The sequence below is a fragment of the Pseudomonas asiatica genome (assembly GCF_040214835.1).
GTDB lineage: Bacteria > Pseudomonadota > Gammaproteobacteria > Pseudomonadales > Pseudomonadaceae > Aquipseudomonas > Aquipseudomonas putida_Z.
The window spans coordinates 2,404,212-2,429,213 of sequence record NZ_CP157874.1; the positions used below are offsets into that span (position 1 = coordinate 2,404,212).

Annotated in this window: 26 protein-coding genes; 11 read left to right on the forward strand and 15 right to left on the reverse strand. The window is 63.7% G+C overall.

Annotation, left to right across the window (positions count from 1 at the left end):
- Window positions 1-50: 50 nt before the first annotated feature.
- Both ABNP31_RS10785 and ABNP31_RS10790 read left to right on the forward strand, forming a co-directional pair.
- Window positions 51-1,409, forward strand: coding sequence for an aspartate aminotransferase family protein (locus ABNP31_RS10785; protein WP_025339570.1), 1,359 nt, complete (start codon window positions 51-53; stop codon window positions 1,407-1,409).
- Window positions 1,410-1,698: 289 nt separating this feature from the next.
- Entirely contained in the window at window positions 1,699-2,253 is a 555-nt protein-coding gene (locus ABNP31_RS10790; RefSeq protein WP_025339569.1) for a helix-turn-helix domain-containing protein, read from the forward strand.
- A 31-nt stretch (window positions 2,254-2,284) separates the two neighbouring features.
- On the opposite strand, the gene ABNP31_RS10795 is transcribed toward ABNP31_RS10790, so the two are convergent.
- Entirely contained in the window at window positions 2,285-3,055 is a 771-nt protein-coding gene (locus ABNP31_RS10795; protein WP_350013302.1) for an SDR family NAD(P)-dependent oxidoreductase, read from the reverse strand.
- A 158-nt stretch (window positions 3,056-3,213) separates the two neighbouring features.
- Between ABNP31_RS10795 and ABNP31_RS10800 the strand changes: the two genes are divergently transcribed.
- From ABNP31_RS10800 to ABNP31_RS10810, 3 genes are read left to right on the forward strand one after another with little or no spacing between them, the layout of a single operon-like run.
- Window positions 3,214-3,735 (forward strand): chalcone isomerase family protein, encoded by a 522-nt coding sequence (locus ABNP31_RS10800; RefSeq protein ID WP_085663451.1) that lies wholly within the window; start codon window positions 3,214-3,216, stop codon window positions 3,733-3,735.
- Window positions 3,736-3,778: 43 nt separating this feature from the next.
- Window positions 3,779-5,305 (forward strand): cryptochrome/photolyase family protein, encoded by a 1,527-nt coding sequence (locus ABNP31_RS10805; RefSeq protein WP_350013303.1) that lies wholly within the window; start codon window positions 3,779-3,781, stop codon window positions 5,303-5,305.
- Window positions 5,302-5,484: a DUF2256 domain-containing protein gene (locus tag ABNP31_RS10810; protein ID WP_075045543.1), complete on the forward strand. Its 183-nt coding sequence runs from the start codon at window positions 5,302-5,304 to the stop codon at window positions 5,482-5,484. Before ABNP31_RS10805 ends, ABNP31_RS10810 begins: the two co-directional genes overlap by 4 nt.
- Here the strand turns inward: ABNP31_RS10810 and ABNP31_RS10815 are convergent.
- From ABNP31_RS10815 to ABNP31_RS10845, 7 genes are all read right to left on the reverse strand, one after another.
- Window positions 5,422-5,910 carry a DUF2878 domain-containing protein gene (locus ABNP31_RS10815; protein ID WP_085616096.1) on the reverse strand — a complete coding sequence of 163 codons (489 nt, stop codon included), beginning with the start codon at window positions 5,908-5,910 and terminating at the stop codon, window positions 5,422-5,424. The two genes, ABNP31_RS10810 and ABNP31_RS10815, sit on opposite strands and share 63 nt — an antisense overlap.
- Entirely contained in the window at window positions 5,910-7,172 is a 1,263-nt protein-coding gene (locus tag ABNP31_RS10820; protein ID WP_084785211.1) for an SAM-dependent methyltransferase, read from the reverse strand. The genes ABNP31_RS10815 and ABNP31_RS10820 overlap by 1 nt, the downstream gene beginning before the upstream one ends.
- The gene (locus ABNP31_RS10825; protein WP_085663362.1) at window positions 7,147-7,956 is read right to left on the reverse strand and encodes a DUF1365 domain-containing protein; all 810 of its coding nucleotides are present in this window, start codon (window positions 7,954-7,956) and stop codon (window positions 7,147-7,149) included. Before ABNP31_RS10825 ends, ABNP31_RS10820 begins: the two co-directional genes overlap by 26 nt.
- A complete protein-coding gene (locus ABNP31_RS10830; protein WP_350013304.1) occupies window positions 7,953-9,200 on the reverse strand; it encodes an NAD(P)/FAD-dependent oxidoreductase in 1,248 nt (415 codons plus the stop codon). Before ABNP31_RS10830 ends, ABNP31_RS10825 begins: the two co-directional genes overlap by 4 nt.
- A 6-nt stretch (window positions 9,201-9,206) precedes the next feature.
- A complete protein-coding gene (locus tag ABNP31_RS10835) occupies window positions 9,207-9,959 on the reverse strand; it encodes an SDR family NAD(P)-dependent oxidoreductase (RefSeq protein ID WP_350013305.1) in 753 nt (250 codons plus the stop codon).
- Window positions 9,956-10,378, reverse strand: coding sequence for a nuclear transport factor 2 family protein (locus ABNP31_RS10840; RefSeq protein WP_350013306.1), 423 nt, complete (start codon window positions 10,376-10,378; stop codon window positions 9,956-9,958). The genes ABNP31_RS10835 and ABNP31_RS10840 overlap by 4 nt, the downstream gene beginning before the upstream one ends.
- A 102-nt stretch (window positions 10,379-10,480) precedes the next feature.
- Complete coding sequence (locus ABNP31_RS10845) at window positions 10,481-10,927, reverse strand: PAS domain S-box protein (protein ID WP_046613898.1); 447 nt, start codon at window positions 10,925-10,927, stop codon at window positions 10,481-10,483.
- Between the two features lie 153 nt (window positions 10,928-11,080).
- Between ABNP31_RS10845 and ABNP31_RS10850 the strand changes: the two genes are divergently transcribed.
- The 4 genes from ABNP31_RS10850 (at window position 11,081) to ABNP31_RS10865 (ending at window position 16,668) form a co-directional block, all read left to right on the forward strand.
- Entirely contained in the window at window positions 11,081-11,968 is an 888-nt protein-coding gene (locus ABNP31_RS10850) for a MerR family transcriptional regulator (protein ID WP_075045537.1), read from the forward strand.
- A 217-nt stretch (window positions 11,969-12,185) separates the two neighbouring features.
- Window positions 12,186-13,370, forward strand: coding sequence for a porin (locus ABNP31_RS10855; protein ID WP_003257627.1), 1,185 nt, complete (start codon window positions 12,186-12,188; stop codon window positions 13,368-13,370).
- Window positions 13,371-13,637: 267 nt separating this feature from the next.
- Window positions 13,638-14,801 carry a nitric oxide-sensing protein NosP gene (gene nosP / locus ABNP31_RS10860; protein WP_025339567.1) on the forward strand — a complete coding sequence of 388 codons (1,164 nt, stop codon included), beginning with the start codon at window positions 13,638-13,640 and terminating at the stop codon, window positions 14,799-14,801.
- Window positions 14,770-16,668 carry a PAS domain-containing hybrid sensor histidine kinase/response regulator gene (locus ABNP31_RS10865; protein ID WP_085663367.1) on the forward strand — a complete coding sequence of 633 codons (1,899 nt, stop codon included), beginning with the start codon at window positions 14,770-14,772 and terminating at the stop codon, window positions 16,666-16,668. The genes nosP and ABNP31_RS10865 overlap by 32 nt, the downstream gene beginning before the upstream one ends.
- A gap of 45 nt (window positions 16,669-16,713) precedes the next feature.
- Here ABNP31_RS10865 and ABNP31_RS10870 read toward each other — a convergent pair whose 3' ends face one another.
- The 6 genes from ABNP31_RS10870 to ABNP31_RS10895 all read right to left on the reverse strand — a co-directional run bounded on the left by ABNP31_RS10870 (window position 16,714) and on the right by ABNP31_RS10895 (window position 22,029).
- The gene (locus tag ABNP31_RS10870; RefSeq protein WP_013972165.1) at window positions 16,714-17,379 is read right to left on the reverse strand and encodes a response regulator transcription factor; all 666 of its coding nucleotides are present in this window, start codon (window positions 17,377-17,379) and stop codon (window positions 16,714-16,716) included.
- 57 nt (window positions 17,380-17,436) lie between these two features.
- The gene (locus tag ABNP31_RS10875) at window positions 17,437-17,997 is read right to left on the reverse strand and encodes a PQQ-dependent catabolism-associated CXXCW motif protein (protein WP_085616112.1); all 561 of its coding nucleotides are present in this window, start codon (window positions 17,995-17,997) and stop codon (window positions 17,437-17,439) included.
- Window positions 17,998-18,289: 292 nt separating this feature from the next.
- Window positions 18,290-19,081, reverse strand: coding sequence for an ABC transporter permease (locus ABNP31_RS10880; protein WP_350013307.1), 792 nt, complete (start codon window positions 19,079-19,081; stop codon window positions 18,290-18,292).
- Window positions 19,078-19,818 (reverse strand): ABC transporter ATP-binding protein, encoded by a 741-nt coding sequence (locus ABNP31_RS10885; RefSeq protein ID WP_350013308.1) that lies wholly within the window; start codon window positions 19,816-19,818, stop codon window positions 19,078-19,080. Before ABNP31_RS10885 ends, ABNP31_RS10880 begins: the two co-directional genes overlap by 4 nt.
- Window positions 19,815-20,804, reverse strand: coding sequence for a YVTN family beta-propeller repeat protein (locus ABNP31_RS10890; RefSeq protein ID WP_085663368.1), 990 nt, complete (start codon window positions 20,802-20,804; stop codon window positions 19,815-19,817). The genes ABNP31_RS10885 and ABNP31_RS10890 overlap by 4 nt, the downstream gene beginning before the upstream one ends.
- A gap of 31 nt (window positions 20,805-20,835) precedes the next feature.
- Window positions 20,836-22,029, reverse strand: a complete 1,194-nt coding sequence (locus ABNP31_RS10895; protein WP_350013309.1) for an ABC transporter substrate-binding protein — start codon at window positions 22,027-22,029, stop codon at window positions 20,836-20,838.
- A gap of 151 nt (window positions 22,030-22,180) precedes the next feature.
- Here ABNP31_RS10895 and ABNP31_RS10900 point away from each other — a divergent pair, with 151 nt between their 5' ends.
- Entirely contained in the window at window positions 22,181-23,455 is a 1,275-nt protein-coding gene (locus ABNP31_RS10900) for a HAMP domain-containing sensor histidine kinase (RefSeq protein WP_350013310.1), read from the forward strand.
- Window positions 23,455-24,093, forward strand: a complete 639-nt coding sequence (locus ABNP31_RS10905) for a response regulator (RefSeq protein WP_046613887.1) — start codon at window positions 23,455-23,457, stop codon at window positions 24,091-24,093. Before ABNP31_RS10900 ends, ABNP31_RS10905 begins: the two co-directional genes overlap by 1 nt.
- A 180-nt stretch (window positions 24,094-24,273) precedes the next feature.
- Here the strand turns inward: ABNP31_RS10905 and ABNP31_RS10910 are convergent, their stop codons facing one another.
- Complete coding sequence (locus ABNP31_RS10910; RefSeq protein WP_238066068.1) at window positions 24,274-24,933, reverse strand: pentapeptide repeat-containing protein; 660 nt, start codon at window positions 24,931-24,933, stop codon at window positions 24,274-24,276.
- Window positions 24,934-25,002: the final 69 nt, after the last annotated feature.

Genomic DNA, 25,002 nt, shown 5'->3' on the forward strand with positions numbered 1-25,002 from the left:
ACAAAAAGTACCTGCGTAGCACGGCTGCGCAGCTTGATGGAGTGAAGTCAATGAGTGAGCAGAATTCCCAGACCCTCGCCTGGCAAGCCATGAGCCGCGACCACCACCTGGCCCCGTTCAGCGATGTTCGGCAACTGGCCGAGAAAGGCCCGCGCATCATCACCTCGGCCAAGGGCGTGTACCTCTGGGACAGCGAAGGCCACAAGATTCTCGATGGCATGGCGGGCCTGTGGTGCGTGGCGGTGGGCTATGGGCGCGATGAGCTGGCCGACGTCGCCAGCCAGCAGATGAAGCAGCTGCCGTACTACAACCTGTTCTTCCAGACCGCGCACCCGCCCGCGCTGGAACTGGCCAAGGCGATCGCCGACGTGGCCCCGCAAGGCATGACCCATGTGTTCTTCACCGGCTCCGGCTCCGAAGGCAACGACACCGTGCTGCGCATGGTCCGCCATTACTGGGCGCTCAAGGGCCAGAAGAACAAGAAGGTGATCATCGGCCGCATCAACGGTTACCACGGCTCCACCGTGGCCGGCGCGGGCCTGGGCGGCATGAGCGGCATGCACCAGCAGGGCGGGCTGATCCCGGATATCGTGCATATCCCGCAGCCGTACTGGTATGGCGAAGGCGGCGACATGACCGAGGCCGACTTCGGCGTGTGGGCGGCCGAGCAGCTGGAGAAGAAGATCCTCGAAGTTGGCGTGGACAACGTTGCCGCCTTCATCGCCGAACCGATCCAGGGCGCTGGCGGGGTGATCATTCCACCGCAGACCTACTGGCCGAAGGTGAAGGAGATTCTGGCCAGGTACGACATCCTCTTCGTCGCTGACGAAGTGATCTGCGGCTTCGGCCGTACAGGCGAGTGGTTCGGTAGCGACTACTACGACCTCAAGCCCGACCTGATGACCATCGCCAAGGGCCTTACCTCCGGCTATATCCCCATGGGCGGCGTGATCGTGCGAGATGAAGTGGCCAAAGTTATCAGCGAAGGCGGCGACTTCAACCACGGCTTCACCTATTCCGGCCACCCGGTGGCGGCTGCGGTGGGCCTGGAGAACTTGCGGATACTGCGTGATGAAAAGATCATCGAGCAGGTGCACGACAAGACCGCTCCGTACTTGCAACAACGCCTGCGCGAGCTGGCCGACCACCCGCTGGTAGGCGAGGTACGCGGCCTGGGCATGCTCGGCGCGATCGAACTGGTGAAGGACAAGGCCACCCGTGCGCGTCATGAAGGCAAAGGTGTCGGCATGATCTGTCGCCAGCATTGCTTCGACAACGGGCTGATCATGCGTGCCGTGGGCGACACCATGATCATCGCGCCGCCGCTGGTGATCAGCATCGAGGAGATCGACGAACTGGTGGAAAAAGCCCGCAAGTGCCTGGACTTGACGTACGAGGCTGTTCGCTGAGCGTCTGGGCGAGACAGTTGCCCCCACCTGACCGGTTGCGCGGTCAGGTGTAGGAGCGGCCTTGTGTCGCGATGGGCTGCAAAGCAGCCCCTGGGTTTCAGCGCAGATGCACAAATTGCCGGGGCTGCTTTGCAGCCCATCGCGACACAAGGCCGCTCCTACACCCGCGTCAACCGACCAGGCATATCTTCGCCGGCTCGTGCAATGCCGCGAAGCATCTTGCTTTGTGAAATGAATCATGTACTTTTCAGGGCATCAATTTTTCCCATCCGAAAGTCGCGATTCAACCATGAAAGTGCACGAAGAGATCGAAGGCCTGGCCGTACTGATTCGCGACCTGCGCAAGTTCAAGGGCCTGACACTGGGCGAACTGGCGCAGCGCATCGGCCGTTCGGTGGGCTTTCTGTCCCAGGTCGAACGGGGCGTATCCCGCCCAACCGTGGCCGACCTCACGGCTATCAGCGAAGAGCTCGGCGTCTCCACGGCCTATTTCTACAAGCTGGACCAGCCGCGCGAACTCGAGTGGGTCACCCGCCCTCACGAGCGTCGTACCCTTCACCTGGCCGGTGGCATCACCGACGTGCTGGCATCCCCCACGATAACGGGCGCGTTCTCCATGCTCGACAGCCACCTGGAGCCTGGGGCCAGCAGTGGCGAGGAGTACCTGGACGACAGCTCGGAGCAGGGCTGCTTCGTGCTCGAAGGCGAACTGACCGTATGGCTGGATGGCGGCGAGCCGGTAACGCTGCGCGCCAGTGACAGTTTTCAGCTGCAACCCCACGCAAGTTTTCGTTACGCCAACCTCACCGACAAGCCCACCCGCGTGCTCTGGGTGTTCAGCTGACAAGAGAAGCCAAGCCATGCTGGCTTTGGCGTCACCAGGCAATCGGTGTGCCGTCCCACGCCCAGAATGTACCGCTCTGGTCGGGGCCGTGTCGGCTCACCAGCGCTAGGATGCATGTCGCTGCAAATGCCGGCGAGAACAGTTTTCCCGGCGGTACATTGCCCTGAAAGGGTTGGGAAAGGCGGGTGTCGGTGGTCCCGGGATGCAGCAATAGTACTGTGGAAACAGGGTTCAGTCGCTTGAGTTCGATGCTCGCAGTGTGCAGAAGCTGGTTGAGCGCGGCCTTGCTGGCGCGATAGCTGTACCACCCGCCAAGATGGTTGTCGCTGATCGACCCGACCCGCGCCGACAGTGCCACATAGGTAATTGGTTGCTGTCGCAACAAGGGCAGCAAGTGCCTGAGCAGCAGGACAGGGGCGAAACAGTTGGTCGTGAAGCTGGCCAGCAGCCCAGCCATGTCCACCTGTGTCAGCGCTTTTTCGGCCCGTGCGGGTGCCTCTTGCAGCACGCCAAGCGTACACAGTACAAGGTTCAGCTGGTCGCAGCAGGCGCCCACCCGTGCCGCCAGTGTTTGCAGTGCCACTTCGGAACACGCGTCGCAGTCGATGCGAACCAACTGTCTTGGGTGCTCGGCGAACAAAGCATCCAGCGCAGGGCTGCTGGTGGCATGTCGCGAGACGGCAAACACCCGCCCGATGTCGGCGCGCCCCAGCAACTGCGTGCACAGTGCAAGGCCGATTCCCTGGCTGGCTCCGCAGACCAGTACGTTGGCGGGAGAGTGAAGGTCATTGATAAGGCTCACTGAACTGCCTCCTTTTCCTGGCACCACCGTATGTCCGCCTGTTCACCACTTACGCCGACATGTCGCTACGGGGTAGACACGTAAAATTGTACAATATGGCTAAAATCTGTACATAATTAACAATGTCGTACAGGTATTTTGGAGTGCTCGAGGTTACCATGGGGCGCACTGCTCGTTGGACCTGGCTTTGCCTGCTACTGACAGGCCTGTCCGAGGCGGCGGACTGGCGAGCGGAGCTCCCGGGGGCGCAACGGCTGGGCTCCGGTGAGTTCACCTGGTTCGGCCTGCGTCTTTACACCGCACAGCTATGGGCAGCAGGTCCGGTTCAGGGCTGGAACCGGCCTTTTGCCCTTGAACTCGCCTATCACCGAACGCTGTCCAGAGACATGCTGGTGAAGGCCAGCCTCGAGGAAATGTACCGCCTGGATCCTGATAGCCTGACGCCGCAGCGGCGCGCGGCGTGGTCCCAGGCCATGCAGCAGGCGTTCGTGGATGTACGCCCTGGGATGCGCATCACCGGCTTGTACATGCCGGGGCAGGGCTGCCGCTTCTACGTCGATGGCAAACTCAGCCGGGCGGTCGCCGACCCCGTTTTTGCACGGGCGTTCTTCGCCATCTGGCTCGATCCACGGGCCAGGGATCAACAACTGCGTCAGCGTCTGCTGGGGGGCATGCCATGAATCTGCATAGCGGTAACGCTGACCAGCCAGGGGGATCCTGAAGATGCGCCTGGGTCTGGTACTGGGTGACCAGCTGTCCTTCGATCTGGCCAGCCTCAACGCCCTCGATCCTGCCCGCGATGCTGTGCTGATGGCAGAAGTGGAAGGGGAAGCCAGGTATGTGCCGCATCATCCATTGAAGATCGTCCTGATCTTCAGCGCCATGCGGCACTTCGCCCAGGCGCTGCGCGAGCGCGGTTGGCAGGTGCATTATGTGCAACTTGATGATGACGGCAACAGCGGAACCATCGTTGGCGAGTTGCGGCGCTGGCAGCAGGCCCTGGGAGCCACGCATATTCACCTGACCGAGTGCGGAGAGTGGCGCCTGGAGCAGGCGTTGCGCGATGCCGCACTGCCGCTTGTGTGGCATCGCGACACGCGATTTATCTGTTCTCGCGAAGCCTTCGCGCGCTGGGCCCGGGAGCGCGGCCAACTGCGCATGGAGTACTTCTACCGTGGCATGCGCAAGCGTACCGGTCTGCTGCTGGAGCCTGACGGCAGCCCGGCAGGTGGAACCTGGAATCTCGATGGCGACAATCGCAAGGCCTTGCCCCGCCAGCTGCGTGGCCCCTTCGCCGCGCATTTCGAGCAGGACGAGATCACGGCAGCGGTAATAGCCCTGGTACGCCAACGCTTCAGCGACCACTACGGAGCCATCGACGGTTTCGACTACCCGGTGACCCATGCCGAGGCAAGGCAGCTCTGGCAACACTTTCTGGATTTCGGCCTGGCAGCTTTCGGTGACTACCAGGATGCGATGGCCGAGGGCGAGCCGTACCTGTTCCATGCGCGCATCAGTGCGGCGCTGAACATCGGGCTTCTGGACGTACGTTGCCTGTGCGAGGAGGTCGACAAGGTCTGGCGCGAGGGGCGAGTACCGCTCAATGCAGCAGAGGGCTTCATCCGCCAGTTGATCGGCTGGCGCGAGTATGTGCGCGGCATCTACTGGCTGCGCATGCCGGAGTATGCGGCGCTCAACTACCTGGGCAACGAGCGAGCGTTGCCGGAATTCTACTGGACCGGGCGCACCCGCATGCGCTGCATGGAGCAGGCCATCGGCCAGACCCTTCGCCTGGGCTACGCTCACCATATCCAGCGGCTTATGGTCACCGGCAACTTCGCCTTGCTGGCCGGTATCGCCCCAGCCGCGATTTGTGAGTGGTACCTGGCGGTCTACATGGATGCCTTCGACTGGGTCGAGCTGCCCAACACGCTTGGTATGGTGATGTACGCCGACGGCGGCTACCTGGGGTCCAAGCCTTACTGCGCCAGTGGTCGTTATATCCAGCGCATGTCCGACCATTGCAAGGCGTGCAGTTACAGGGTTGACCACGTGACCGAGGTGGATGGCTGCCCGTTCAATGCCTTGTATTGGCATTTTCTGATTCGCCATCGCTCGGAACTTTCGGCTAACCCGCGTCTGGCGTTGGTCTATCGAAGCCTGGATGGCATGGCGGCTGACCGTCGCGATGCCGTGTGGCAGCGTGGCCAGTCACTGCTGGCACAACTCGATGCTGCGCAGCCGATATGAAAAAGGGTCTTTTGCCCAGCAAGATCTGCGTGGTGTGTGGGCGGCCGTTCAACTGGCGCAAGCGCTGGGCGCGTTGCTGGGCGCAGGTGCGCTACTGCTCCGAACGATGCCGCAAGTCAGCACCGCACCGCGAGGCGCGCGAGCAAGGGCAGGGTAGCGGCCCATATCGGCACCAGTAACAGGCCGGTTTCCAGCGTGCCCATGGGCAAGTCGACATTTGCCAACCTCGCCCCGCTCAGATAGGCCAGAGGGCCGCCAACTGCACCCACCAGCGCACCGAGCCGCCAGTGCCTGTCGGCCCATGCCAGGCTGTGGCGCATGCCGCTGGCCAGCACCAGCCACAGCAGTGCAAGCCACAGCGGCAGTGGCCAGGTGTCGAAACCGAACACGCCCAGCGCGCCCAGCACGCTGTCCAGCACACATCCCACCGGCGTTACGCGCAACAGCGCCTTGACCTCTGCGTGGACGTCCGGGCACAGGCTCAGGTGCACGGCCAGGCCAGGAATCACAAGCAACGACAGGAAGGTTTTTTCGGCCCCCAATACGCATAGCCACCAGCCAGCCTGTAGCCACAAGGCATTGGCGAGCAGCCAGCGACGGCTCATCAGGCACTGCCAGGCAAGGGCGCGCGCCGTGCCTGGGGCGCTGCCCAGAGCAGATGCGCGACACCGATGGCGCGCTCCTCAAAACCGCCTTGGCAGTAACACAGGTAGAATTCCCACAGGCGCTGAAACATGTCGTCATAGCCCAGGTCCGTCAACGCAGCGCGTGCCTGGCGCAGGTTTTCTCGCCAGTGTCGCAGGGTGCGGGCATAGTCCTGGCCGAAATCTTCCATGTGCAAGAGGTTGAGTGCGGTGTGCCGGCTGGCAGTTTCCAGCAACACGCTCAACGAAGGCAGGGCGCCACCGGGGAAGATGTAGCGCTGGATGAAATCGACCGACCGCCGCGCCTGTGCATAGCGCTGATCGCGGATGGTGATCGCCTGCAACAGCATCAGGCCGTCTGGCTTGAGTAGCGAGGCGCACTGTCGGAAATACACCGGCAGGTAACGGTGGCCGACAGCCTCGATCATCTCGATCGAGACCAGTTTGTCGAAGGTGCCTTGAAGATCGCGGTAGTCTTCGCGAAGCACTTTCACGCGCTGCTCCAGCCCCAGGGCCTGAACGCGTTGCAGGGTATGGCTGTACTGCGCCTCGGAAAGCGTGGTGGTGGTGACCTTGCAGCCATATCGGGTGGCGGCGTGGATTGCCAGGCTGCCCCACCCGCAGCCGATCTCCAGCAGATGGTCGGCAGGGCACAGTTCCAGCTTCTGGCAGATGCGCTCCAGCTTGTGCAACTGAGCTTGTTCCAGCGTCTGTTCAGGGTGTTCGAACCGGGCTGCCGAATACATCATGGTGGGGTCCAGCAGCCGCTCGAACAGGGCATTGCCCAGATCGTAGTGCGCCAGGATATTGCGGCGGGCACCGCGCCTGCTGTTGCGGTTGAGTTTGTGCTGCAACCGCAGGGCAGGGCGGCCGAAGCGGGCCAGGCCACCCTCGAGGGTGTCAAGTACCTCAAGGTTTGCGACAAACAGGCGAGTCACCAGCGCCAGGTCGGGACTTCGCCAATAGCCGTGGATGTAGGCTTCGCCAGCACCGATCGAACCATTGCCGGCTATCAGGCTCCAGGTGATGTCATCAAGGATTTCCACCTCGGCCTGCAGCGGGCTGTCGGCGTCACCGAAGCTCCATTGCTGCCCGTGGCTGAGCAGGCGCAAATGGCCATGGCGCAGCCTGCCCAGGCTGGCGAGCACGGCGTTTCGTGCCAGGCCACCGAACAACGGCCCGAGGCCGGCGAACTTGCTAACGCTCAGGGTGGGGTTCGACATCATCAGGGTCCTCGCAGGAATGGCCGAGCGCCAGGTCACTCTGGCTGGGCGTGTGGTCATGGATGGGCGTGCGTTTGAACAACAGGCGCAGTGCCTGCCAGTAGATGGCCGCGACGGTGCGCAGGCTCATCCAGGGGAAGGCCAGTACGTATCGGTGCACGGCGGCTTTATCCAGCGGCTGGCGCTGCAGGGCCAGGTCGGCCTCGAACACCTTGCTATCGGCTTGCCAGTTCTCCATGTGGATGCGCACATGCTCTGCGTCCAGGGCAAAGTGCAAGCGATAGTCCATGTGCAGTGGCATGAAAGGCGACACATGAAAGGCCTTGGTGACAGTGAAGGGACTGGCAAGGTTTTCGCTGACCGGCAGCACGTAATGGAAGCGTTCGCGCCATGGCGTGTTTCGCACCTCCAGCAGGATTGCCGTCAGTCGTCCGTCGCGGTCATGGCAGAAATAGAAACTGACCGGGTTGAACGACAGCCCCCAGCAACGCAATTGCGTGAGCAGGTGCACCGGCCCCTCAGGCATCTCTCCCGTCGCGTTGTGCACCAGCGAACGTGCAGCCTGGGCCAGCGTCTCGCCGCGGCGGGTCCGAGCTGGCAGGTAATCTGCCGGGTGCCAGCTGAGCGGCGCCAGACGCCAGCGCCACAGCCAACGTGACAGGCCTGTCAGCCAGGCTTGCTCGTCCAGGTCCAGGTAGAACATGCCGATCCTGTAGCGGAAGGCGTGGGGGCGCGGCGCCAGGCGCCGGTGGCTGACCCAGCCCACGCAAAGGCTGCTGTTCACAGGTGCTCTCCGAAATGCGCGGCTACCTTCAACGCACTGACCACGCCATCCTCGTGAAAGCCGTTGCCCCAGTAGGCGCCGCAGAAGTAGCTGTGGCGATAGCCCTGCAGCTGTTCCTGGCGCGCCTGCGCGGCGCACGCCGCAAGGCTGTATTGCGGATGGTCGTACTGGAAGCGGGCAATGATCTGCGCCGGATCCACCAGCGCGGTCTGGTTGAGGCTCACGCAGAACGTCGTCGGTGCCTGGATGCCTTGCAGAATGTTCATGTTGTAAGTCAGCGCGGCAGGCGCCTGCTGTGGCCCGCCGAGCCGGTAGTTCCAGCTGGCCCAGGCGCGTTTGCGGCGGGGTAGCAGACGGGTATCGGTGTGCAGCACCACATCGTTGCTGGCATAGCCGATGGCGCCGAGCACTTCCCGCTCCTGCACGCTCGGCGCTTCCAGCAGCGCCAGGGCCTGGTCGCTGTGGCAGGCAAACACCACATTGTCGTAACGTTCGGTACCGGCAGCGCTCATCAGGGTGACGCCACCTTCGTCGCGGCTGACCCGGTAAACCTTGCAGTCGAGGCGGATGCGCCCGGCAAACGGTCGGCACAGCGGACCGACATAGCTGCGCGAGCCCCCTTCGATCACGCGCCACTGTGGGCGTTGGTTGACCGACAACAAGCCGTGGTTGCGACAGAACCGCACAAAGAACGCAAGTGGGAAGCCGAGCATGTCCGCGCGGGACATCGACCATATCGCCGAGCCCATCGGTACGATGTAATGATCGATGAAGCGCTGCCCATACCGCTGCACCTGGAGGTAGGCGCCCAGGGTAGCGTTGGCATCGATACGCTGGTTATCCAGGTCGGCGAGCGCCTGACGGTTGAAACGCAGAATGTCCCTTAGCATCCCCCAGAACCCCGGGGACACCAGGTTGCGGCGTTGGGCAAACAGGGTGTTCAGGTCGTGCCCGTTGTATTCCAGGCCGGTGGCCGGATCATGCACGGAGAAACTCATTTCGGTCGGCCGCGAGGCGACTTTCAGGTGCTCGAGCAAGCGTATGAAGTGCGGATAGGTCCAGTCATTGAATACGATGAAGCCGGTATCTATTGCATGGCGTTCACCCTGCCAGATCACGTCGAGGGTATGCGTGTGGCCCCCGATCCATTGCTCGGCTTCGAAAACCGTAACCTCATGCCTGCGTGACAGCAGATGAGCGCAGGATAGCCCTGCGATGCCGCTGCCGATTACTGCTATACGCATGGATCATCATTCCTGTTCATGACGGGCAAGGTGTTGCCCTAGCGCCAGGCGCAGGCGTGCGGGCAGTGCGCCTAGCAGTCGCAGTACCAGGGTGAAAAGCAGGGGGAAGTTGATTTCCAGCGGGCGCTCGGGAAGGCGTCTGGCGATATGGCTGGCTGCGCGCTGTGCCGACCATAGCTGGGGCATGGGGAAATCGTTGCGACGGGTCAATGGCGTATCTACAAAGCCAGGGCTGACGAGGGTGACGGCGATGCCCTCGCGGGCCAGGTCGATGCGCTGCGATTCCACCAGGTAGCGCACGGCTGCCTTGGACGCGCCATAGGCACCGGCGCGGGGCAGGGCCAGCCAGGTCACCGAACTGCCCATCACTACCAGGTGAGGGTGCTGACCGGCGCGAAGCAAGGGCAGGGCCGCTGCCAGGCAGTAGCTGACTGCAAGGAAATTGGTACGGACCACGCGCTCGACAAGGGCTGGGTCGAAATGGCCCGGTTCCAGGTACTCGCAGGTGCCTGCATTGAGGATCACCCGGTCCAGCGCTCCCCAGGCCTGCTCGATACGGGTTGCGATCCCGGATACCTGTACAGGGTCGTCGAGGTCGCCGATGGCCAGCAGCACCTGCCCGGGAAAGTGTTCAGCCAACGGCGCGAGACGATCCGCATTGCGTCCGCCCAAGGCAACCTGGTGGCCTTGCTCCAGCAGGCATTGTGCAAGTGCGGCACCGATACCGCTGCTTGCGCCTGTCAGCCAGCAGCGGCTCATGCGACCCTGCCTTTGAGCCATCGAATCGCACGGCCCATGACCGGAACGTGTTCGTAGAGCAGTGCTGCTGCGTCGAAGTAGTCCTGGTGGAAATGGACCCGTTCATGCCATTGCAGGTAACTGCATCCCTGCAAGGTGATCTGCTCACCACCGGCCAGGCGTGGATGGCGGAACTGCAGGGTCCAGCGCAGGTAACCTTGCCCGGGCGTCACTTCGTCGGCGCTGGAAAAGGCATAGCGGATATCGTGAACGTTGGCGTACAACTGCGCGAAATAGGCCCGCAGAGCCGGCAGCCCCTGGATCTGATGCAACGGATCGCGAAAGGTGACATCGTCGCTGTACAGCTTTTCAAGGGTGCCGAGGTTGCCCCCGTCGACGCGGGTGAAATGCTCGGCGAATTGCTGCAGATACGCTGACATGCTGGGCTCCAGGAAATCCTGTACAGAAATGGCTTGCTGTACAGGTATAGCTGAAGTCTAAGCGTAAATCTATACAAGTCAACGACCTTGTATAGGTTTTGGTCAGCGCTCCGCCTGGCCCAGTTGCCGGCGCAATTCAGCTACCTCGGCCTCCAGCTCGCGTAGCTTTTCTTCGGCGAAAACCTGCGCTGTAACGTCGCGCTGGATGCCGATGTAGTACGTCAACTGGTCCGCTTCGTTGTGCACGGGCGTGATGGACAACTCGTTCCAGAACAGGCTCCCGTCCTTGCGGTAATTGCGTAGCACCTGGCAGCATGGGAGGCCTCCACGGATTGCCTCGCGGATGCTGTCGAGGCCCGCCTGGTCATGATCTTCGCCCTGCAGAAAACGGCAGTCCTGATACAGGATTTCCTCGGCGCGATAGCCGGTCAGGCGCTCGAAGGCGGGGTTGACGTAGATGAGGATGCTGTCGTCGCCTTCTTGCTCTGCGACGACGATGCCATCGTTGGAATGCTCGACCATCAGTTGCAGGAGTTTCGCGTTGATCATGGGGCCCACCTACAGGCATTTGTATGCGAAGTGCGCAGCCTGGCCTGCGTGCAGAAGGCCTCGGCGCCGTTTGTTGCATGATGAACCAACGAGGCTCGCCGCAGAAGGTGCATATGGGTTTAGAATGTGCCACCCCCCAGATAAACCCTCATCATGACTGACGCCACCCCAGCCGATTTGTTACCCATGCGCGATGTGGTCAGCCTGACCGGCATCAATCCGGTGACCTTGCGGGCCTGGGAGCGGCGCCATGGGTTGATAAGCCCGCAGCGCACCGAGGGCGGCCATCGCCTGTACACGGCCCGGGATGTCCAGCGCATACGCGACATCTTGCACTGGACCGGCAATGGCGTGCCCATCAGCAAGGTAGGCGACATCCTCGCAGGTCAGCCAGATGCGCCGGTGCAGCAGCACTCGGGCTTCGACGACTGGCGCGTCGCCGTGGAGCGCGCCACCCAGGCATTCGATACACAAGCGTTGGAAGCCATCCACGGGCAGTTGTTCACCATCCTGCCCAAGGCCAGCGTGCTGCGCCAGGTGCTGATGCCGGTCTGGCATGGCCTGGCTTCAGGCATTGCGCCGGGCCAGCGTAGCCAATGGCTGTTTCTGGACATGTTCCTGCGCGCCCGCCTGCTGCTGCGTCTGCAGATGAACCAGGCCGATGCGCCGCGCGTGCTGCTGGCAGGCACCGAGGGGCAAGCCGAACTGCAGGTATTGTGTACCGGGCTGTTGTTGAGCGGCGAACAGCAACGCATCGAAGTACTCGGGTGCGGGCAGCCGCTGGAAGAAATCCCCATGCTATGTGCGGCGATGCAGCCTGCGGCACTGGTGATCAAGGTTCAGGTGCCGGTGGACCCTGCCTTGGCCAGGCGCCTGCGTTCGCTGCAAATGCAGATCGCTTGTCCGCTGGCCTTGATTGGCGAGGGGCTGGCCGATTCGCCACCCGCCTGGCAAGGCCTGCCGTTGTGTCTGCTGGACGAGCAACGGGCTGATGCCTCAAGCACGCTAGGCGCGTTGCTCAGTGGTGCCCTGGACCTTTGACCGGGGCTCGCTCCAGTCTGCCGTATTGATCCTCGCCTGCTCCTGTGGGTTACGCCAGAAGTCTTGCCTCTGGGTGTAACCCGGTCCTGGGCCGGAATCATCACGCCCCGCGCGCAGGCCCAAAGCACCTGGCAGCCCCCTCCAAGGCAGCGTTTCTGGCTGTTTGCCAGCTTCTGATAATCGCCTCCGACATCCCGTCCCCGTTTCGGAGCGCGCCATGTACAACAATAAGAATCTGTCCCCACGCTTGTTGGCGGCTGTTACCGTCAGCCTCTCGACCCTTTGCCTGAGCAGCCTCGCCCAGGCCGAGATCATGCTGTACGACAAGGACCAGACGACGTTTTCCACCGACGGCTATATCAACGCCTTCTACGTCAACAGCGATGTCGACCGGCAGGGCGAGCAGTTCGATCGCCGCCAGTCACGGGTGAAAATGGGCTTTCTGCCCAATTACCTGGGCTTCAACATGGGCAAGCAGGTGGATGACCTGAAGCTCGGCGCGCGTGCCTCGTTCTGGGTGACCATCAACGACAGCGAAACCAACGGCACCGACACCGCCATCGATGTGCGCCAGTTCTACGGCACCGTGGCCAACCCCGAGTGGGGTGAGGTGCTGATTGGCAAGGACTTCGGGCTGTTCGCCCGTTCCAATATCCTGCTCGACGAACTGCTGGCCGGTTATGGCCAGGTCAGTGACACCCTGGGGCTGGTGGACGGCGGCGGGGTATCGTTCGGCAACATCGGTAGCGGTTACCCGTACCCGTTCCCCACCTCGCAGATCACCTACCGCACGCCAGTGATGGACGGCCTGCGGGTGGCGGTGGGCATCATGGACCCGGTGGACACCAACGACAGCAGCCCGACCGGCAAGGCCTATCAGGAAAACCCGCGTACCGAAAGCGAGATCACCTACCAGTTCGACCTGGGTGGGGCGCAGATCTACAGCTGGCTCAACGGCAGCTACCAGACCTCCGACAACACCGACCCGGCGGTGCAGTCGGTCACCTCCAAAGGTGTCGGCTACGGTGTGCAGGCGAAGATGGGGGGGCTGTCGCTGACCGGCTCGGGGTTCCAGGCCAAGGGCATCAACCCGTTCTTCACCAACAACGCTGGCGAGCCGACCTTGCGCAATGTCGACAGCGATGGCTACCTGCTGCAGGGCTCCTACAAGGTCGGCAAGAACCGGGTGGCGCTGTCCTATGGCAAGACCAAGGACGATGGCAACGGCGCGGTGGGCAGTGGTGCGGATTACGAGACCCGCGGCGTGGCGCTGTTCCATGACGTCAACGACAACCTCAAGCTGGTTGCCGAGTACAACCAGTTTTCCATCGACGGCCATGAAACCAGTGACCAGAACGAAGACACCGATACATTTGCGGTGGGGGCGGTGCTCACCTGGTAAACCTTCAGACCGGGCAACACGGTCAATTGTAGGAGCGGCCTTGTGTCGCGAAAGGGCCGCAAAGCGGCCCCAGGATTTCAGCAGCGATGCACAAATTGCTGGGGCTGCTTTGCAGCCCTTTCGCGACACAAGGCCGCTCCTACAAGGTCCCGCGCATGCCGGTGATATTACGTCCATGGAACCGCCCACCCGCTACCCAAGTAGCATTCGTCCTCGATGATCGCCTTCGTACACTCATCACTCAGCCACCCCGCGCCGGAGACCACGATGCAGCAGGCTCACAACGACGGTGTGGTCAGTGCCATGTCCCAGGCAACCGACGCCCGGCAGGCAGCCCAGGAGCTGGCGGCGCAGTTGCTGCACCCGCACCTGGGCTTCGTGCTGTTCTTCTGCTCCGCCGAATACGACCTGCAAGCCTTGGGCGAAGCCCTGGAGCAGGGTTTTGGCGGCATCCGCCTGGTCGGTTGCACCAGCGCCGGCGAAATCACCCCGCTGGGCTACGGTCGCAATTGCATAACGGCAGTCGGGTTCGATCATCGGCACTTTTCCATCGCCACCGAACTGATCGATGAAATGGAGCGCTTCAGCCTGATCGACGCCCAGCAGATGGTCGAGCGCCTGGTCGGCACTTGCCGCAGCAACACCCTGGCGCCGATCAAGGGCCACAGCTTTGCCCTGACCCTGCTCGACGGCCTGTCCAGCCGCGAGGAAATGGTGCTCGCCGCCCTCAGTGCGGCCCTGGGCGATATCCCGCATTTCGGCGGTTCGGCCGGCGACGACAACTACCTGACCCGTACCCACGTGTATTTCGGCGGCGCGTTCCACCACGGCGCCGCGGTGGTGGTGCTGGTCAATACCTGGCTCGACTTCGAAGTGTTCACCACCCACCACATCCTGCCGCGTCAGGAAAAGCTGGTGGTCACCGGTGCCGACAGTGCCCAGCGCCGGGTCTTCGAACTGAATGCCGAGCCTGCTGCCGAGGAATACGCCCGGCACATCGGCGTGCCAGTGGCCGAGCTTGATCATCAAGTGTTCGCCGCCCATCCGCTGGCCGTGCGCATCCATGACCAGTATTACGTGCGGGCGATCCAGCAAGTGCACCCGGACCTGAGCCTGAGTTTCTACTGCGCGGTGGAGAACGGCATCGTGCTCACCGCCATGACCCCGGGCCCGCTGTTGCCGAACCTGCACCAGTTGTTCGACGGCTTGCAGCAGCGCCTCGGCCCGCTGCTGCTGACCATCGGTTGCGATTGCTTCCTGCGGCGGCTGGAGCTGGAAGCCCGGCACGGCCTGGAGCCGATCGGCGCGTTCCTGCGCGAGCAGCGGGTGATCGGCTTCAACACCTACGGAGAACAGTTCAATGGCATGCACATCAACCAGACCTTCACCGGGGTCGCCATTGCCCGCAACCGGCCTCCTGTCGGTCGCTGAACTGCAGGCCGAGGTTGCCCGGCTGCAGCACCAGAACCACAAGCTGCAGCGTATCAACGGCGCACTGATCGAGCGTATCGAGTCTGGCGTCACGCGTGGCAACGACCCTTATGCCGCGTTCCAGCATTCGGTGGTGCTGGCCGAGCAGGTGCGCGAACGCACCGAAGCGCTGAACCAGGCCATGGCCGAGCTCAAGGCCGTCAACCACCTGCTCAGCGAGGCCCGGCAGCGTGCCGAGACGGCACACCAGCACCAGATTCGCCTGATCACCGACCATGTGCCGGCGCTGATCGCCTACCTGAATGCCGACCTGGTCTACGAATTCACCAACAAGGTCTATGAAGAATGGTACTGCTGGCCTCGCGGCGTGATGCTGGGCCAGAGCCTGCGCGAGGCCCACAGCGAGCAGCATTACCAGCGCCTGGAGGCCTACGTGGCGCGGGCGCTGGCGGGGGAGAGCGTAACCTTCGAGTTTGCCGAAACCAACATCAACGGCCAGGAACGCTACATGCTGCGCTCCTACGTGCCGAACCGCCTGGCCAATGGCGAAGTGGTGGGCATCTTCGTATTGATCCGCGACATCACCGAGCGGCGCAATACCGCGCAGGCGCTGCACCAGGCGTATCAGCATCTGGAGCAACGGGTACGCGAGCGCACTGCCGAGCTGACCAGCCTGAACGAACAGTTGCTGCGCGAAATCGAGGAGCGCAGCCGGGTGGAATCGCGCCTGCGCGAGGCCAAGCGCGAGGCCGAGCAGGCCAACCTGTCGAAAACCAAGTTCCTTGCCGCCGTCAGCCATGACCTGCTGCAGCCACTGAACGCGGCGCGGCTGTTCACCAGTGCCTTGCTCGAACACCGCGAGCCACACAACAGTGCTCACCTGGTGCGTAATGTCAGCAACTCGCTGGAGGATGTGGAGAACCTGCTAGGTACCCTGGTGGATATTTCCAAGCTCGATGCCGGCGTGATCAAGGCCGATGTCGCCCCGTTCGCCCTGCGCGAACTGATGGACAACCTCGCTGCCGAATACGCCCAGGTGGCGCGCAGCGAAGGGCTTGAGCTGCATTTCGTGGGCTGTTCCGCCGTGGTGCGCAGTGACATTCAGCTGCTGGCGCGGATCCTGCGCAACCTGCTCAGCAATGCCATTCGCTACACCCGCAGCGGCCGCGTGGTGCTGGGCTGCCGGCGCCAGCGTGGCGGCTTGCGGATCGAGGTATGGGACAGCGGGATCGGTATCGCCGAAGAGCACCTGGAAGAAATGTTCCAGGAGTTCAGGCGCGGCGATGTGCAGCGCCCGGACCAGGACCGTGGCTTGGGCCTGGGGCTGGCGATCGTGGAAAAGATCGCCGGCATCCTCGGCCACCGGATTCGGGTGCGGTCATGGCTTGGCAAAGGCTCGGTGTTCGCGGTCGAAGTGCCGCTGAGCGCCACCGCGCCAAAGGCCCAGCCGAGCCTGGCGATCAGCGAACCGATGCTCGAGCGCCTGCGCGGGGCGCGGGTGTGGGTGCTGGATAACGATGCGGCGATTTGCGCCGGCATGCGCACCCTGCTGGAGGGGTGGGGTTGCCGGGTGGTCACCGCGCTGTCGGAGGAGGACCTGGCGCGCCAGGTGGACAACTACCATGCCGAGGCCGACCTGCTGATCGCCGACTACCACCTGGACAACGACTGCAATGGCGTCGACGCCGTGGCGCGAATCAATGCCCGCCGCGCCCAGCCCTTGCCGGCGATGATGATCACCGCCAACTACAGCAACGAGCTCAAGCAACAGATCCGCGAGCTGGGCCACACCCTGATGCACAAGCCGGTGCGGCCGATGAAGCTGAAGGCGGCGATGAGCCATTTGCTCGGCAGAAGCGTGGTATAGCCGCCGGCCTCTTCGCGGGCAAGCCCGCGAAGAGGCCGGAACAGGTCAACGCCGCAGGTAATCACCAAAATCGATATCACCGGCACTGAGGATGGCCTGCACCCGGTTGTGCACGTTGAGTTTGCGCAGGATCGCCGAAACATGGGCCTTGACCGTGGTCTCGGCGATATCCAGGGTGTAGGCGATCTGCTTGTTCGACTCGCCCTTGGTCATGCGCTCGAGCACCAGCAGCTGCTTGCGGGTCAGGGCCTGGAGCATCTCCGGCGGGAAGCTCGGGGCATCGTTCAGGCGCCGGCTGGTGCTGCTTTTCTGGGCACGGATGATGTCGGGCGGCAGGTAGACGTTGCCATTGAGGATCTGCTCGATCGCCTCGATCATCTGTGAGCGGGGCGAGGACTTGGTGATGAAACCCACCGCACCATAAGTGATGGCCTGCAGCACGATCTGCTTTTCCTGCTCGGCCGAGACGATCACCACCGGCGTGGTCGGTGCCTCGTTGCGCAGGGTGATCAGGCCATTGAGGCCATGCATGCCGGGCATGTTCAGGTCGAGCAGGATCAGGTCGAGGTCGTCGTGCTCGTGGGTCAGCGCCAGGGCGCTGTCCAGGTCGGCAGTTTCCATGACTTCGCTGCCCTGGAAGCCATCGCTGATAACGTTGTGGATAGCTTCGCGAAACAGGGGGTGATCGTCGGCAATCAGAATTTTGTACATGGCCTTTTCACCTCGTTTTTATTGGATGGAGCGGGCACGCGTTTGCAGGCGATGAATTCAGGGGAAGGGTTCTGGCTGCGCCGGTTGCAGCGGCAGGTTGGCCTGCTGCCAGGCGTCCAGGCCGTCGCGGTACCAATACAGATTCTCATAGCCCAGGGCTTTCGCGCGTTTTACCGCGTTCCAGCTTAACCAGCAATCGGAGCGGCAGTAAAAGACCAGCGGTTGCTCCGTGCGCCCGGCGGTGGCTTGTTGCAGGTTGCGCACGAAGTAATCGTGCCACGCCGGGCTCAGCTCACCGTCGCCGGTGTTGGCCAGCCAGCGGCTGCCGGGGATGTTGGCGTGGGGTTCATCTTCGATGAAGCGGCCTTGCAGCCATTGGCGGCGGTAGACGTCGATCAGTACCGGCCTTGGGGTGTGCCCCAGCAGGGCTTGCAGGGTGGCAGTGTCGATGACCTGGCCGCCCTCGACCTGTTGTGGGGTCGGGCTGCGGTAGAGGGTGGTGCGATAGCCGTCGGCGGAGAATAGCGGCGTGGTGTCGGCCTGGGCGATGCCCAGCGTCAGGCTCAGGGAAAGCGCCGCCAGCAATGGGCGTGGCAGCCGGGGCAGGGCACGTGGCATGGGGTTTGTCCTTTTTGTTATAGGCCCATTACATGCCAGTGGCGGTGCATTGTGAATGCGACGATCAGACAGCAAAGGCAGTACCAAAGTAGTAGAAAGCCGGGCGCCTCTGGCCTGATCCTGCCCAATATCTGAATGCATGCGCGATCCCTGTGGGAGCGGGTTTACCCGCGAACACCGGCGAAGCCGGTGCCATGCACCGCGTTGTCTTCTTCGCGGGTAAACCCGCTCCCACACGGACTGTGTTCCTTCAACGGGTTCGGCAAAGGGTCCGGAGGGAGACAGCTGCAAATCAGCGCGGCTTGCGCAGCGCCGCATGCTGGGGGTTGAAGGTAAGGATCGCCAGCAGGGTGAACAGCACGGTCAGCCCCAGGCATACCGCCAGCGCCAGCGGGTTGAAGCGCTCATACAAGGCAAAGCGCACCAGCTCCACGGCATGGGTGAACGGGTTCACTGTACACAGCCAGTACAGCCACTGGCTGGCCTCGCGCATCTTCCACAACGGGTACAGCGCCGAGGACAGGAAGAACAGCGGGAATATCACGAAGTTCATCACCCCGGCAAAGTTCTCCAGCTGGCGAATCGCATTCGACAGCAACAGCCCCAGGGCGCTGAGCATCAGCGCCACCAGCAACAACGCCGGCAGCGCCAGCAACAGGCCCGCAGCCGGTGGCTGCACGCCATACAACCAGGCGATGGCAAGGAAGGCGTACACCTGCAGCAGGGAGATCAACGAGGTTGCCAGCAGCTTGCTGCCGAGCAGGAAGGGCCGCGGCAACGGGCTGGTCAGCAACACGCGCATGCTGCCCATCTCCCGGTCATAGACCATCGACAGCGAGCCCTGCATGCCGTTGAACAGCAGGATCATGCAGGCAAGGCCCGGAATGATGTAAACCTCGTAGGGGATGTAGGTGTCGTAGGGCTCGATGATCGCAATGCCCAGGGCCGCGCGAAAGCCGGCGGCGAACACCAGCAGCCACAGCAGCGGGCGCACCAGGGCGCTGAGGAAACGGGTGCGCTGCAGGACGAAACGCAGGCATTCGCGCAGGAGAATGCCATTGAAGCACTGCCAGTAAGCGTTCATCGGGCATTGGCTCCTGTGGGGATGCTGGTCAGGCGGGCAAAGGCATGGTCGAGGTCACCGCCGTGCTCCAGGCTCAGGGCATCGGCCGTGCCGCTGGCCACCAGGCGCCCTTGATGCAGGATCAGCAAGTCATCGCTGGGCTGCACTTCGTCCAGCAGATGGGTGGTCCACAGCACACTGAGGTGCTGCTCGCGGCACAGCAGCCGCAGGTGCTGGTTGAGCGCCAGGCGGCTGGCCGGGTCAAGGCCGACGCTGGCCTCGTCGAGCAACAGCAAACGCGGTTCATGCAGCAGCGCGCGGGCGATCTCCACCCGGCGTCGATGGCCGATGTTCAGCGCCCGGACCGGCTCACGCCGCCGTTCATCGAGGCCCTGGCGGGCCAGTTCGGCATCGACCCGAATATTGCCCTGGCGCCGCGACAGGCCATGCAGCGAGGCGTGGTAGCGCAGGTTCTGCTCCACGCTCAGGTCCAGGTCCAGGGTGCTTTGCTGAAACACCACGCCCAGCTGGCGCAAGGCCGGGCGTGTGGCGTTGCGCAGCGAGCAGCCGCACACGCGGATGTCGCCATGCTGCAGGTCGTACAACCGGGTGAGCAGGGCGATCAGGGTCGACTTGCCGGCGCCGTTGGGGCCCAGCAAGGCGGCGAAACGCCCGGGCGCCAGGCTGAAGCCGACCTGCCTGAGCGCCTCGCGCTGGCCGTAGGCAAAGCTCACGTCACTGACTTCGAGGGTATTCATGGCGTCACCACCACGCCCCAGGGGTAGCGGCCGACCTTCACCGACTTGAGCACCTTGAGGCTTTTTGCATCGATCACCGAAACGTCGCCGCTGACCCCGTTGGTGGCCAGCAACTGGCTCTGGTCCGGGGTGAACGCCAATTGCCAGACCCGCCGGCCCACCAGCAGGTAGTCGAGTACTTCATAGGTCTTGGCATCGACCACCGCCACATGGTTGGCCGGGCCCAGGGCGACGAACGCGTACTTGCCATCGGCGCTGAGCTTGATGCCTACCGGCTGGACCTTGTCCGGGTGCACACCCTTGATCTGGAAATTCAGGGTTTTCAGCACCTGGCGGCTGGCCACGTCGAGGATGGTCACCGTGCCGCCGATTTCCGCCGAAGCCCACAGCCGCGAGCCGTCCTGGCTGAACTCGACGAAGCGCGGCCGCTGGTCCACCGGGGTGCTGTCCGCCAGGGTCTGGGTGCTGGTATCGATCCAGTGCAGCATGTTGGTGGTTTCGCTGGTGTTGACCGCCCACTTGCCATCCGGGCTCACCGCCATGCCTTCGGGCTCGATGCCGACGTCGATCTGCCCGAGCACCTTGTCGGTCTGGGTGTCGATCACCGTCACCAGCGCGTCGTCCTCGTTGGACACGTACAACCAGCGGTCGTTGGGGTGCAGGGCGAACTGCTCGGGGTCCTTGCCGGAGGGCAGCTCCTTGATGATCTTGCGGGTGGCCACGTCCATCACCTGCACACGGTCCGAATCGCTGGCGCAGATGTACAGCAGCGTGTTGTCGTGGGACAGCAGCAGGCCGCGCGGGCGCTGGCCCACCGGCAGGGTCTCGGTGACTTGCAGGGTGTGCATGTCGATCAGGCTGAGGCTGTTGTCCTTCTCGTTCGACACCCAGGCGGTGGCGGCCACGGCATGCCCGCCGGCAAGCGCCAGGGCGCCCGACAGCAGGCTGGGGTAAAGCAGTGCCCGGTGAAAAGGGGAGCGACGCATGGCGAAATCCTTTTTTGTTGTGGTTATCGGGTCAGGGGTAGCCGCAGGTCACTTCGGGCCTGTCGTAGCCCAGGCTGTCCATTTCGTTGAGCGGGTGCAGGAAGCCCTCCTGCGGAGAGGTACTGACCAGGGCCCGCGGCTGCACCAGCGGGATCGGCTGGCGCAGCTCGCCGTTCCACGGGCGGTAGCTGAGCTTGCGGCCCTTGAAGCCGTCCAGCGGCAACTGCTCGCTGAGCAGCAGTTGCTGCAGGGCGCGGGGCTCGGCCTGGCGCAGTTTGCTCACTGCGCTGGCGACGCTGCGCACGGCCATCCAGGCGGCGAAGTCGCGGTCGTTCATCCAGCGCCCGGCCTGGGCTTCGAAGCGCTTTTGCAACTGCGCCGCGCCGAAGGTTTCAACGGTCTTGTGCCAGCCGGTGGGGGTCAGGCCCTGGGTGCCGGCTACCGGCCGCGGATACCAGGTCTGGTAGGGCAGGTACTCGCCGAAGTCGCCGCGTTCGTCAGCCACCAGCACCACGTCGTACTCGGCGGTTTGGGTGAACAGCGGCATGTCGGCCTGGGCGCTGCGGCGCTGGTCGTTGTCGAATGTCCAGGCTTTCTCCGCGACCAGCTGCATGCCGAAGCGCTTCATGGCGCGGCGCAGGGCCGCCGCATAGGCCCGGTCATCGTCGGTCTGGCCGACGACCAACAGCGCCCGTTGCCATTTGCGCATTACCAGGAACTGCGCCAGGGCATCGGCCAGCATGGCGCGGCTGGGCAGGCTGTGCAGCACATTGCCCAGGCACTGGCTGCTGCGCAGGCTGTCGTCCGGGCTGCCGGCGTTGAACAGCAGGCTGTCGGGCAGGGCGGCAGACAGCGCGCGCAGGCTGGCGGCGGGGGCATTTACCACGAACAGCCGCAGGCCCTGGTCATGCTGGGCCTTGGCAGCCTGCAGCAGGGCTTCGGGGCTTTCGACCGTGGCATTGGCCAGGTGGAATTCCTGTTTGAGAAAACGCCCGCTGCTGTTGCTGTCGACAATCGCCAGTTCGGCGCCCTGCAGCCCGGCATCGGTGGGTTCGGGAATGATGTTGGACAGCAGCGGGCCGGGATCGGGGCGATAGCCGAGATAGCCGATGCGCACCTGCAACGGTTCCCCGCCCGGGGCCTGTGCGGCGAGTGCCGGGCTTGCAGAAAGCGTCGCGGCCAGGGCCAGCAGGCAGGTCATGGCAAGGTGGGCAGGCAGGCGCATAAGGCAACTCCACGGCAGATGGCGCCAGCATAGGAAGCGCGCCGGGAGGGGGGAATATGCAGAAAGTAGCGCTCGCCCGGTACCAAGGTAGTAATTCACCACATGGGCGCGGGTTTTACGATGGCCGCAGCAACCCCGAGGAGAACTGCCCATGCGCCTTGTCAACCTTTCGGCCCTGTGGCGGATCAACCTCTGGGTCACTTGTTGCTTCGCGATGTTGACGCTGGCCTGTGCCGTGGTGCTGTTGCGCCAGGCGGTGGCTGACGTGGAGCGGGAGTTGCAGTCTGCGCAAGCCGTGGTGGCATACCTCGGCGACACTGCCGAGCGCGACCCGCAGAGCCTGCAACCACGGCTGACGCAAAGCCTGCGCCATGTGCGGGTGCACTGGCTGGCGGCGGATGAACCTGCGCGGCTGCCGCAAGCAACCGGCCTGGATGCCTGGCTGGGCCGCCAACTGCTTGGCCAGCGCCATGACAGCAGCCGGCTGCTGGAGCTGGGGGATGGTCGCCGGGTAATGATCGCCGTGGATGCACGGGATGAAATCGACGAGGTGCGTGACTCCCTGCAGCAGTTGTTGGTCCTGTGCGGCCTTGCGTTGCTGCTGAGCTTGTTGACCATCCGCTGGGCGGTGCGGCGGGGCATGGGCTTGCTGGACGATCTGCTGCAGGCCTTGCGCCAGGTCTCGGGTGGGCAATTGACCGCACGCCTGCGCGAGGCCGGCCTGCCGGAGGCGCGCCAATTGGCGGAGCACTTCAACCGCATGACCGCGTCTCTGGAGCAGGCCCGCTGCGACAATACCCAACTCACCCAGGCCCTGCTGGCGGTGCAGGAGCAGGAGCGCACCCAGTTGGCGCAGACCCTGCACGACGACCTCGGGCAATACCTGGCGGGTATTCGGGCCCAGCTCTGCCTGCTGCGCATGGTCGCCGACCAGCCAACCGCGGTGGCGCAGACGACACGCACCCTGGAGCTCGATTGTGAACGCCTGCAGCAAGGTTTCCGCGCCCTGGTACATGACCTGTACCCGCTGGCGTTGCAGCACATGCCGCTGGCCGAAGCCTTCGGCCTGCTGGTGAGCCAATGGCAGGCCAGCCAGGGTATCGATTGCCGCCTGCGGGTAGGCGAGCATTTGCCGGTACTACCCGGCCCGAGTCGCACGCATTTGTATCGTTTGCTGCAGGAGGCGTTGACCAACGTCGCCCGTCACGCCGGCGCAAGCCAGGTGCGGGTGCGCCTGCAACGCAGCGCCAAGGGCTTGCGCCTGCTGGTTCGCGACAACGGTTGCGGTGCCAGCCAGCCCCAGCGCCCCGGGGTAGGCCTGCACTCGATGGCCGAGCGCGCCCGCAGCCTCGGCGGTGAACTGCGCATCCTCAGCCGCCCGGGTGCCGGCTGGGCGCTGGACCTGAACATTCCCATGGAGGTGTGATGAATATCGTGTTGGTCGATGACCACGCCGTGGTCCGCCAGGGCTATGCCAGCCTGTTGCGGGCAGTGCTGCCGACAGTACAGGTGCGTGAGGCTGCCAGTGGCGAAGAGGCGCTGGCCCGGGTTCAGGAGCAGGTGCCCAACCTGGTGATCATGGACTTCGGCCTGCCAGGCATCAGCGGCCTGGAAACCACCCGGCGCCTGCGTCAGCGCCTGCCGCAATTGCGGGTGCTGTTCTTCAGCATGCATGACGAACTGCCGCTGGTGCGCCAGGCGCTGGATGCCGGGGCCTCGGGCTACCTGACCAAGAACTCGGCGCCCGAAGTGCTGATCGAGGCGGTGCAGCGGGTGTTGGCCGGGCATGCCTATATCGAACAGCCCCTGGCCACCCAGCTGGCCTGCACCTCACAGCACAATGCCAGCGACCCGCGCTTGCAGCGCATGACCCAGCGTGAGCTGGAGATTTTCGTGATGCTGGCCAAGGGCACACCGGTGCGGGGGATTGCCGAGCAGCTGTGCATCAGCGCCAAGACCGTGTCCAACCACCTGACCTTGCTCAAGAGCAAGTTGCAGGTCAGTTCCCATGCCGAGCTGGTGCATCTGGGGATTGATCTGGGGGTGGTGCGGGTGGCGGGGTGAGGTGTTCTGCTATCTGGACTCTGCGCAGAGCCTTGTAGGAGCGGCCTTGTGTCGCGATGGGCCGCAAAGCGGCCCCCAGGGGATTCAGCGTCAACGCAGCAATCGTCGGGGCTGCTTTGCAGCCCATCGCGACACAAGGCCGCTCCTACAGGGGGGGCTGCGCAAGGCAGGATATCGGGCTCAATTGTCCCAGGTCTCGGGGCACCCCTTGCACCCCTCCATGTTGGCCTCCTGAAAATTCCCGTAATGCTGCCGCGCCCCGCGCAAGTCGGCGCGGGCCAGGTTGCTCTGGCCAAACTTGGCCTCCTGCAGGTTGGCATCGCCAAGGTCGGCCTCTTGCAGGTCAGTCTTGCTCAGCCAGGCCATTTCCAGGTCCGCCGCGCGCAGGTTGGCCTGCTGCATCTTTGCCCCTGACAACCTGGCGAACTGCAGGTAGGCCGCGCTGAGGTCGGCCTTGGCAAATTGCGCACCCTGGGCAAACAGGCCCCAGCCCTGAATGGCCACGAGCCGGCCATGGCTCAGGTCGGCAAGGCGCAGGTTGCTCTGCTGCAGGCTGGCGCGCGTCAGGTTGGCGCCTTGCAGGCTGGCCTTTTCCAGGTTGGCCAGGTCCAGCCGGGCATGGCGCAGGTCGGCATTGCGCAGGTCGGCGCCGGCCAGGTTCATCTTGCGCAGGTCCTGGTTGGCCAGGTTGGCGCCCCGCAGGTCGGCCCCCGGGCACTGGCTGGCTTCGGCAATCACGCAGCCGTTGATGATCAGGGGGGGATCGTTGCCAGCGTCGTCGGCATTCTCGGCCATGGCAGGGGCCAGCACGATCAGCAAGGCAAGTGGCAAGTAGTTCATGGCGAAAGGCTCTCAATGTGAAGTCGGGTATGCACCCTGGGGCCGCAAAGCGGCCCCAGTGATACGTCA

Coding starts and splice junctions, on each gene's coding strand:
- ABNP31_RS10785 (WP_025339570.1), top strand. CDS start 51: ATGAGTGAGCAGAATTCCCAGACCCTCGCCTGGCAAGCCATGAGCCGC.
- ABNP31_RS10790 (WP_025339569.1), top strand. CDS start 1,699: ATGAAAGTGCACGAAGAGATCGAAGGCCTGGCCGTACTGATTCGCGAC.
- ABNP31_RS10800 (WP_085663451.1), top strand. CDS start 3,214: ATGGGGCGCACTGCTCGTTGGACCTGGCTTTGCCTGCTACTGACAGGC.
- ABNP31_RS10805 (WP_350013303.1), top strand. CDS start 3,779: ATGCGCCTGGGTCTGGTACTGGGTGACCAGCTGTCCTTCGATCTGGCC.
- ABNP31_RS10810 (WP_075045543.1), top strand. CDS start 5,302: ATGAAAAAGGGTCTTTTGCCCAGCAAGATCTGCGTGGTGTGTGGGCGG.
- ABNP31_RS10815 (WP_085616096.1), bottom strand. CDS start 5,910: ATGAGCCGTCGCTGGCTGCTCGCCAATGCCTTGTGGCTACAGGCTGGC.
- ABNP31_RS10820 (WP_084785211.1), bottom strand. CDS start 7,172: ATGTCGAACCCCACCCTGAGCGTTAGCAAGTTCGCCGGCCTCGGGCCG.
- ABNP31_RS10830 (WP_350013304.1), bottom strand. CDS start 9,200: ATGCGTATAGCAGTAATCGGCAGCGGCATCGCAGGGCTATCCTGCGCT.
- ABNP31_RS10835 (WP_350013305.1), bottom strand. CDS start 9,959: ATGAGCCGCTGCTGGCTGACAGGCGCAAGCAGCGGTATCGGTGCCGCA.
- ABNP31_RS10840 (WP_350013306.1), bottom strand. CDS start 10,378: ATGTCAGCGTATCTGCAGCAATTCGCCGAGCATTTCACCCGCGTCGAC.
- ABNP31_RS10845 (WP_046613898.1), bottom strand. CDS start 10,927: ATGATCAACGCGAAACTCCTGCAACTGATGGTCGAGCATTCCAACGAT.
- ABNP31_RS10850 (WP_075045537.1), top strand. CDS start 11,081: ATGACTGACGCCACCCCAGCCGATTTGTTACCCATGCGCGATGTGGTC.
- ABNP31_RS10855 (WP_003257627.1), top strand. CDS start 12,186: ATGTACAACAATAAGAATCTGTCCCCACGCTTGTTGGCGGCTGTTACC.
- nosP (WP_025339567.1), top strand. CDS start 13,638: ATGCAGCAGGCTCACAACGACGGTGTGGTCAGTGCCATGTCCCAGGCA.
- ABNP31_RS10870 (WP_013972165.1), bottom strand. CDS start 17,379: ATGTACAAAATTCTGATTGCCGACGATCACCCCCTGTTTCGCGAAGCT.
- ABNP31_RS10875 (WP_085616112.1), bottom strand. CDS start 17,997: ATGCCACGTGCCCTGCCCCGGCTGCCACGCCCATTGCTGGCGGCGCTT.
- ABNP31_RS10880 (WP_350013307.1), bottom strand. CDS start 19,081: ATGAACGCTTACTGGCAGTGCTTCAATGGCATTCTCCTGCGCGAATGC.
- ABNP31_RS10885 (WP_350013308.1), bottom strand. CDS start 19,818: ATGAATACCCTCGAAGTCAGTGACGTGAGCTTTGCCTACGGCCAGCGC.
- ABNP31_RS10890 (WP_085663368.1), bottom strand. CDS start 20,804: ATGCGTCGCTCCCCTTTTCACCGGGCACTGCTTTACCCCAGCCTGCTG.
- ABNP31_RS10895 (WP_350013309.1), bottom strand. CDS start 22,029: ATGCGCCTGCCTGCCCACCTTGCCATGACCTGCCTGCTGGCCCTGGCC.
- ABNP31_RS10900 (WP_350013310.1), top strand. CDS start 22,181: ATGCGCCTTGTCAACCTTTCGGCCCTGTGGCGGATCAACCTCTGGGTC.
- ABNP31_RS10905 (WP_046613887.1), top strand. CDS start 23,455: ATGAATATCGTGTTGGTCGATGACCACGCCGTGGTCCGCCAGGGCTAT.
- ABNP31_RS10910 (WP_238066068.1), bottom strand. CDS start 24,933: ATGAACTACTTGCCACTTGCCTTGCTGATCGTGCTGGCCCCTGCCATG.